At 36.7% G+C, this 8,022-nt stretch carries 7 protein-coding genes; 1 reads left to right on the top strand and 6 read right to left on the bottom strand.

Annotation, left to right across the window (positions count from 1 at the left end; translation table 11 throughout):
- Positions 1–560 precede the first annotated feature (560 nt).
- A complete protein-coding gene (gene plsY / locus IKV95_RS06590; protein ID WP_036026961.1) occupies positions 561–1,172 on the top strand; it encodes a glycerol-3-phosphate 1-O-acyltransferase PlsY in 612 nt (203 codons plus the stop codon).
- A gap of 115 nt (positions 1,173–1,287) precedes the next feature.
- Here the strand turns inward: plsY and IKV95_RS06585 are convergent, their stop codons facing one another.
- From IKV95_RS06585 to IKV95_RS06555, 6 genes are all read right to left on the bottom strand, one after another.
- Positions 1,288–2,487 carry an aldose 1-epimerase family protein gene (locus IKV95_RS06585; protein WP_081315947.1) on the bottom strand — a complete coding sequence of 400 codons (1,200 nt, stop codon included), beginning with the start codon at positions 2,485–2,487 and terminating at the stop codon, positions 1,288–1,290.
- Positions 2,488–2,910, bottom strand: a complete 423-nt coding sequence (locus IKV95_RS06575) for an acyl-CoA thioesterase (RefSeq protein WP_287451545.1) — start codon at positions 2,908–2,910, stop codon at positions 2,488–2,490.
- Positions 2,911–3,037: 127 nt separating this feature from the next.
- Entirely contained in the window at positions 3,038–3,820 is a 783-nt protein-coding gene (codY, locus tag IKV95_RS06570) for a GTP-sensing pleiotropic transcriptional regulator CodY (protein ID WP_069119952.1), read from the bottom strand.
- 226 nt (positions 3,821–4,046) lie between these two features.
- Positions 4,047–4,946: a tyrosine recombinase XerC gene (gene xerC, locus IKV95_RS06565; RefSeq protein WP_029090987.1), complete on the bottom strand. Its 900-nt coding sequence runs from the start codon at positions 4,944–4,946 to the stop codon at positions 4,047–4,049.
- A gap of 152 nt (positions 4,947–5,098) precedes the next feature.
- Positions 5,099–7,177 carry a type I DNA topoisomerase gene (topA, locus tag IKV95_RS06560; protein ID WP_069125534.1) on the bottom strand — a complete coding sequence of 693 codons (2,079 nt, stop codon included), beginning with the start codon at positions 7,175–7,177 and terminating at the stop codon, positions 5,099–5,101.
- A 335-nt stretch (positions 7,178–7,512) separates the two neighbouring features.
- The coding region (locus IKV95_RS06555) for a DNA-processing protein DprA (RefSeq protein WP_287451544.1) at positions 7,513–8,022 on the bottom strand (510 nt) is incomplete at its 5' end.

Below are 8,022 nucleotides of genomic sequence, written 5' to 3'. Positions count from 1 at the left end.
TCTGTATTGCATCATCATTATATTCAGTTGTTTGTTTTACCAATGCTTAACAGCGCCTTTCTATCATGTGATGTTTGCTTTCACAAACGTGCGTTCGTTATTAAAAATAGCAAAAATAAGACTCGCTTGTCAAATAAAGCCATTGACGGACGGGTATAACTCCCCCAATAATTAAGGCAAATTCAGCAATTAAATCACAGCTTTACTTTAGAATCGATAATTTAAGTGTAACCGATTGACGCAAAAAAATCATCGACATCTTTTAAAATTTTATAATATTTACTAAAATTCACCATTAATTATGACACTATAATCGTTTAATCGTCGTACTCTATACCTGTAAAAATGCCCTACCTTATCATTTTCACTACTTATCAACAGTTATGATGATAAAAGCAACAGTGTTTCTTTGTCGCTTTACGTGATTGTTTCCTGTGACAAAACAGTCTATTGGTCCCGTCCCCTATTCTAGCACACTTGGTGAAAATAAACGTTTCTTTTATGACAGAGATACTCTATAATTACCTTGTTAAGTATTTTTAAAGAGAAGAGGAATTCGTATGCTATTTATTGCACAAGTTATTGGATTAATGCTTGTTGCCTATCTAATTGGATCGTTTACTGCCGGACTATGGATTGGAAAATGGTTCTTTAAAAAAGATATCAGAGAATATGGTAGTCATAACTTAGGTGCTACTAACTCATTTAGAATACTAGGTGTTAAAGCGGGTATTGTCGTAATGATAATCGATGTTTTAAAAGGTACCTTGGCAACTTTGCTTCCTGTATGGCTTCATGTCCCAATCAATCCCTTACTCATCGGTGTTTTCGCGGTTATCGGGCATATTTACCCAGCCTACGCAAAACTTCGTGGCGGCAAGGCTGTCGCAACTTCTGCAGGGATTCTGCTTGGGTATAGTCCAAGTGTCTTCTTAGTACTCATGGCTGTGTTTGTAATCGTTCTAGTTATTTCACGTTACGTGTCACTTAGCTCAATGATTGCCGTTGTTGTTGGTTTAATCGCTAGCATCTTCTTAAAGGACTACGTGTTAATTATCGTTATGGCGATTCTGACAATCTTTATTCTTTACCGTCACCGCGCCAACATCTCACGTATTAAGAATGGTACCGAATCTAAAATTAAATTTAAATCTAGTAAAAAAACTTCTTAATTTTTTAAAGCGTTGGTAATTGACATATTATCAGTGCTTTTTTTATACAAAAAAACACCTGCCCTAAAGCGGTGTTTGTTCGTATTAGCTCAGATCAACTACGTTTATTAAAAAACTAGTAAACTGTGACTTCATAAGCGGTTTTATAAATTTGTTGCGGCGCTAATTGATGGGATGCAAATTTTTCAGTCCACTCTTGCGTCGTATCCACCGTATCTGCAATGCCTTGCCACGGCTCAATACATACAAATGGTGCAGCATCAGTTGGAGACCAGACACCGACAAATGCCATTTCAGCAGTGTTCACGCACACGCCATGACGACCGAGTTGATCCTCTAATTTAATCGTTTTTAAGTCGTCAAAAATCAATGCATCTTTTTCAAATAAACTTTTATCTAAAGTAATAAATTGTTGAGGTGTTTCTGTTAATTTATGACGTTCTGACGCTTCTAAGTACGGGCCTTTTAACCCTAATAATTCTCCTGTATACGGCGCATCGAAAGCCAAGCGATAATCAGCCAACTTTTCACCCGCTTCTAATGGAATATTAAAGGCTGGATGCCCTCCAATTGAAAAATACAAATCAGTATCCGCAGGGTTTTCAACCGTCCATTCAACTTTTAAAGTTGCCCCATCCAAGTAATAACCCACGTGTAATTTAAAACGGAACGGGTAGTTCTTTAACGTTTTTTCAGACTCTGTTAATTCAAATAATAAATGAGTTGGTGAGGATGTCAACAATGTAAACTCACTGTCTCGTGCAAAGCCATGTTGTGGTTGCTCATAACGTTCGCCTTCAAAATAAAAACAGTCTTCTTTTAAGCGACCTACATTAGGAAACAATACTGGTGAGTGTCGTCCCCAATAAGCAGGGTCTGCTTGCCATAAATATTCTATTCCCGTTTCTTTTAGAACAAAGGATTGCAATTCTGCACCTAGCGTTGCCACTTTAATGCTCGCTTTATCGTTTATAAGTGTGTGTGTCGTCATCTTTGTCTCTCCTTCGGATAAAGTGATGTCAAATCTTTCAAATGTTGCCTCTAAGCCTTCAGCACGTAATATATGGTATTGATTATCTCCAAATAAATCAAAATGAGGGAAATCTTCGTGTTTCAAATCCATCCATTCAGGCTGTAAACCATATTGACGGCCCCATTCAATTAATTTCTCGCGGTCGGCACAGCCAACTTTTGTAAAACTCTTAACACCTGGGAAACGTTTATCTTGCCACCAATGTGTTAAAAAGGCTATTTCTCCTTGCGAGACACGTTTTTTCCAATCATTTAACTCTGAACGCTTAATTCCAAAAGCCATTTACTCAACTTCCTTTTTATAAACTTTATCCCACTCCGGAAAATGACGTCTAAATGATGCAGGTTCGAATTTTTCTTTTGTAACAATTGCATGTTGCGTTGTTGCTAACAAGGAAAGTTCTCCTGTTTCTTTCACTCTCACTTCATAGCCATAAGTGGTGCGTAAGCCATCGTATGTTTCAATCCAAGTTTTAACAATAGCTGACTGCCCATAACGTAACGGAGCTTTATATTGCAAATGCACATCTAAAACCGGTGCTAAAAAACCTTGTTCTTCCATTTGTACATAATCAAACCCCAATTGTGAAATTAAATTAGTTCGACCAATTTCACACCAAACAAGATAATTTGTATGATAAACAACGGCCATTTGATCTGTTTCACTATAACGCACTCTAATTTCTGTTTCATTAATTGTCTTCATCGTCAACTTCCTTCCTAACATTCTTTTCAAACCAAAAAGGAACAATCTATTAGATCGTTCCTTTGCGGTAGTCAAAATCTCACCAAGCGGCATGATCCAAAGTATTATTAAATTAAGATATTACTGATTACATGCGTGTTTTTTCAAGCGCTACTAAAAATTTGTCATTAAGAACTTTAATATAAGTTCCTTTCATACCGAGTGAACGTGATTCAATCACGCCAGCACTTTCTAATTTACGAAGCGCATTAACAATAACCGAACGCGTAATACCTACACGGTCAGCGATTTTTGATGCAACAAGTAGGCCTTCTTTTCCACCTAATTCTTCAAAGATATGTTCGATAGCGCCATGTTCACTGTATGATAGTGAATTGATTGCCATTTGAACAACTGCTTTACTGCGAGCTTCTTCTTCGATTTCTTCTGTTTTCTCACGTAGAATTTCCATCCCAACAACAGTTGAGCCGTATTCAGCAAGAATTAAATCATCATCATTAAAACCTTCAGTTAATCGTGAAAGGATTAATGTTCCTAGACGTTCTCCGCCACCGATGATAGGTACGATCGTTGTTAAGCCTTGTTTAAAAATACCAGCATTTTCAACTGGGAAAACAGTATAACGACTTTCAAAATCAATGTTTTGAGTTGTTTCTGTAATGTTAAACAAGCTATTTGTGTAATCTGCAGGAAATTGACGGCTCTCAATAAAACTAATCATACGATTGTTATTGATTTCAATTTGTTCAGAAACACCTAATAGTTTTCCTTTGCGACTAACGATATAAACGTTAGCTTCAATAAGTCGGCTCATCGTGAGCGCCATTTCACTAAAATCAACAGAGTGACCTGCAGATTTTTGTAATAATGAGTTAATTCCTCGTGTTTTCTGTAATAACGTAAGGTTCATTGTTTGTTCCTCCTAATATATATTGACTATTTAATATAGCTCAATACTTGTTTTTGCAATAAAAAATTAAAATTCAATTAAGATAAGTATAATATTTTTTTAACTACAATTACATCCTTTGGTAGTATATCATGTTATGCGACAATTAAACACTGTTAATCATTGTTTTATATCCAAAATGATTTAAATAAAAAACAAATTATTCAAATTTACCTTATTTATTAAGCTATGCACGTGGGTGTGCCTTGCGATAAGTAGCTTGTAGATGTTCTTTCGTTACATGTGTATATATTTGTGTGGATGAAAGACTCACATGGCCTAATAACTCTTGTACTGTTCGCATATCGGCTCCAGCATTCATTAAATCAGTCGCAAAGGTATGACGCAACATATGCGGATGGATATTTGATGTTAAAGTTGTTTCTTTCATCAGTTGCTCCAGGCAGTAACGAATCCCTCTTGCTGTGAGAGGACCTCCATTTTTATTAATAAAAACCGTCGAATGTTCTTTGTTAAAATGAGCGAGCAACGGTGTTCGACACTCCTCTATATAGAGTTCCAATGCCTCAAGCGCAAACTGCCCCAATGGCACATGTCGCTCTTTGTTACCTTTACCATGGACTAAGACTGTTTTATAGTTCCAATCAATATCCGCCATCGTCATTGCTTCACACTCTGCAACACGCATTCCCGTCCCGTACAAAACTTCAAGTAACGCACGATCACGGCTAGCAAGCTTTGTTTGACGTTTTTCAGCTGTTTCGAAAAGTTCAGTCATTTCTTCTGAGTAAAAGAAATGCGGTAGACTAACATACTTACGTGCATGTGATATCGAGGTAAACGGGTTCTCAGCAAGCTGTGCTGTTCTCAATAAATAATCATAAAATTGACGTAAACTTGATAGTTTTCGTGAAACTGACGAACGTGATAATTGTTGTTCATGCAAACGCGTCAAAAATAGTCGAACGTCTAAAAGTTCCACTGCAAGATACGAAGTAATATTTTCTTCTATTAAAAATGATGTAAATTCATTCAAATCAGCCATATAAGCCACAACAGTAGCTGGTGAATAATTTCGTTCAACTTCTAAATATTTTTTGAAATTAAGGTTGTTCTCTTGATTGATTTCCATGTTGGTGCCTCCTTAATCGTATTCATCGTATCATACTAAAAGCTTATTTGTAAACAATTCCGAACTTTCAGAACTTTCCTGTTTATAGGTAAAAATTAAAAAAACTGAGGCTAATCCCAAAATGGATAATTGCCCCAGCATGATAACTATTGTTGTTCTTGTTCTTTATAATCACAAGATGTACATGTGATTTGATTTCCTTTTTTAAGCTTTTTAACAACCAGCGTATGCTCGTTACATTTTGGACAAGGTCGTTCGATTGGACGATCCCAGCTCACATACTCACAAGCAGGATAACGATCACAACCGTAGAAAATACGGTTCTTTTTACTCTTACGTTCAATAACCTGACCTTCTTTACATTTAGGACACATTACACCGATTTCTTTTACAATCGCCTTTGTGTTACGGCAATCAGGGAAACCACTGCAGGCCATAAACTTACCATAACGGCCCATTTTAATTACCATCGGTTTGCCACATAACTCGCAATCGATGCCAGCAGGTTCATCTTCAATGACAATTTTTTCCATTTCAGCTTCTGCTTTTTGGATTTCTTTTTCAAACGGTTGATAAAACTCATCAATCACTCGGATCCATTCCATTTTACCATGTTCGACAGCATCTAATTTATCTTCCATTGTGGCTGTAAACGTAACGTCGATAATTTCAGGGAAATACTCAGCAATCAGACCATAAACGATTTCACCTAATTCAGTTGGCATAAAACGTTTGTTATCTAACGTGACGTAATTTCGTCGTTGAATCGTATCAAGCGTTGGTGCATAAGTTGAAGGACGACCGATTCCAATTTCCTCGAGCGTTTTTACTAAACGGGCCTCTGTATAGCGTGGAGGTGGCTGCGTAAAATGCTGACGGGGATCAACGGTTACTGATTTAACAGTTTCGCCTTCTTTCATATCAGGTAAAATGTTTTCTTTTTCATCCGTACCATCATCGGAGCCTTCAACGTAAACTTTCATGAAACCATTAAATTTAATTTTAGAACCATTCGCACGGAAATTAACATTATTATTAGATAAATCAACTCTCATTGTATCTAAAACTGCAGGTGCCATTTGACTGGCAATAAAACGTTCCCAAATTAATTTATATAAACGGAATTGATCGCGCGATAAGTATTTTTTGATTTCTGTTGGTGATTTATCTAAACGGGAAGGACGTACAGCTTCATGGGCTTCTTGAGCCCCTTTTTGTTTCTTATCTTTACGCGCTTCAGTACGAAGGTACTCTTCACCATAAGTTTCACCAATAAATGTTTTTGCTGCTTCAATAGCCGTATCAGATATACGCGTTGAATCGGTACGCATATAAGTAATTAAACCTACTGTACCCGAACGTCCAATCGCGATTCCTTCATATAATTGCTGTGCAATCATCATTGTTTTACGTGTTTTAAAATTAAGTTTACGCGCAGCTTCTTGTTGCAGTGAAGACGTTGTAAAAGGCGCGGCAGGATTCCGTTTACGTTCTTTTTTGGTTACTTTATCAACCACAAAATCCTTGCTCTTAATTTGATCAACGATTTCTTTAACATCATCGCTATCTTTCAATTCTTTTTTCTTGCCATTTAATCCATAAAAATTGGCTTGGAATTGTTTTTTACCTTTAATGAATTGACCATCAATTGTCCAATACTCTTCAGGTACAAACTTATTAACTTCATGTTCACGATCAATGATTAATTTTAATGCAATCGATTGTACACGACCAGCACTCAAACCTTTTTTTACTTTTTTCCATAAAACAGGGCTGATATTGTACCCTACTAAACGGTCAAGGACACGGCGTGCTTGTTGTGCATTAACCAAATCCATGTCTAACTTTCGAGGGTGTTTAAACGATTCTTTAACAGCATCCCGTGTGATTTCATTAAATACCACACGGAGATCGTCTTCTAAATCAAGGTTTAAACTGTTAGCTAAATGCCATGCAATTGCTTCTCCCTCTCGATCTGGATCGGCTGCGAGATAAACTTTTTTCACTTTTTTTGCTGCTTGTTTCAATTCTTTTAGGATACTACCTTTTCCTCTAATTGTAATATAACGTGGTTCATAATTATTTTCAGTATCAACGCCCATTTGACTTTTAGGAAGGTCACGTAAGTGTCCCATTGAGGCTTTTACTTTATACTTTTTTCCAAGATACTTTTCAATTGTTTTAGCTTTCGCTGGTGACTCAACAATGACTAGATAATCAGCCATACTATTTCAGTCCTCTCATCTTTCAATTCCATTTAATAATGGTAAGCGGTTGCGTTTAAGTTAACATAACATACTATAATAGAAAAACCCGCGAGTTACAAGCCTTTTCACGAGATATTAATTAACAGTACGTTCGAATTGTATCATGCAACTATTCCAAAAGTAAAATAAAGATCATTCAAAGCCTCCATATTACTGCAACAATATTGACTAAAATACGTCGCTATTTAAAGCTATTTTTTTAACGTCTTTAAAAACAAACGCTATATAATAGAAGAAAAAATACAAACGCTATGCAACGATAAAGAAGCAGCCCTTTAATATCAACAACTCCTCTAAGTTATTTCTCTTAAAATATCATCAGCAGAGATCACCAGTATCGCTCCTTCTTGCAGCAAACGATTACACCCCACTGCTTGCTTGTTCAAAGGTGAACCAGGTGTCGCAAAGATCGATTTACCTTCATCTAATGCGTAATCAACTGTGATTAAACTGCCACTTTTTTCTGCGGCTTCCACTACCCATACCCCTTGTGACAATGCACTAACAAGTCGATTACGTTCAACAAACGTCCATTTACGCGCAGATATTGGGGGTGCATACTCACTGATGACCAATTCTTTGCGTAGCATATAATTGTATAATAATGCGTTTTCTTGTGGATAAAGTCGGTACATCCCACTACCTAAAACAGCAATTGTATGACCCTTTTCAATGAGGGTGATACGATGCGCATGAGTATCTATACCTGTGGCTAATCCACTAACAATACCGATATCCTCTATTACTAGCTGTTTAATAATCGGTTGCATCACTCTATCTATCCCTTTATTACATTGCCTTGC

Origin of the sequence: Brochothrix sp., from assembly GCF_017549435.1 — a bacterium.
GTDB lineage: Bacteria > Bacillota > Bacilli > Lactobacillales > Listeriaceae > Brochothrix > Brochothrix thermosphacta.
The sequence above is the reverse complement of the archived record's forward strand: the minus strand, read 5'-3'. Positions and strand labels throughout refer to the sequence as shown.